Raw genomic sequence first — 919 nt, forward strand, 5'->3', positions numbered from 1 at the left:
CGCGCGATGCCTGTGTGCACGAGTTGTTCGAGGCGCAGGTGGTACGTGATCCCTCGGCCATCGCGGTGGTGCAGGGTGAGGTGTCGCTGACGTATGCCGAGTTGAATGCGCGAGCCAATCGGTTGGCACATTACCTGCACGGATTGGGTGTGCGCCCGGATCATCGCGTGGCGATCTGTGTGCAGCGTAGTGTCGAGATGGTGGTCGCGGTGGTGGCGGTGCTGAAGGCGGGCGGTTCGTATGTGCCGCTGGACCCGACTTATCCTGTGGAACGTCTTGCCTACATGCTGGAGGACAGCGCTCCTGTGGCTGTTCTGGCGCAGACATCGACCTTGAACCTGCTGTCGGCCGGATCAGCGCCGATCGTCAATCTGGATGAGTCGTACTGGCATGCCCAGTCGGTGGCGAATCTGTCGATCGACGGCCTGACCTCGGCCCATCTGGCCTACTTGATCTACACCTCCGGCTCCACTGGCCGGCCTAAGGGGGTGATGGTCGAGCACCGCAACACGGTGAACCTGCTGACCTGGGCTCAGCGCTCTTTCGAAGCATCAGTCCTGGCCAAAACCCTATTCTCCACGTCGTTGAACTTCGACCTGTCGGTCTATGAATGCTTTGCGCCGCTGATGTGTGGTGGGGCGATCGAGGTGGTCGATAATCTGCTGGCGCTGCAAACAGATCAGCATGATGTCACGTTGATCAACACCACTCCTTCAGCACTGAAGGGATGGCTGGAATCGGGTGGGCAAGGCGAGGGGGTACATACGGTCAACGTATGCGGTGAAGTGTTGAAGCGTCAGGTTGTCGAGGATCTTTTTGCCAAGACGCAAGTCGAACGCCTATGCAATCTGTACGGGCCATCGGAAACCACGACGTATTCGAGTTGGGTGTCGATGGCGCGTCACGATGGTTTTGTGGA

1 protein-coding gene is annotated in these 919 nt (G+C 59.0%); it reads left to right on the plus strand.

Annotated elements, in window-relative coordinates:
- Positions 1 to 919: AMP-binding protein (locus XalbCFBP2523_RS15590; RefSeq protein WP_158250800.1), on the plus strand; the 919-nt coding region annotated here is incomplete at both ends.

The organism is Xanthomonas albilineans, from assembly GCF_002939705.1.
Lineage (GTDB): Bacteria > Pseudomonadota > Gammaproteobacteria > Xanthomonadales > Xanthomonadaceae > Xanthomonas_A > Xanthomonas_A albilineans.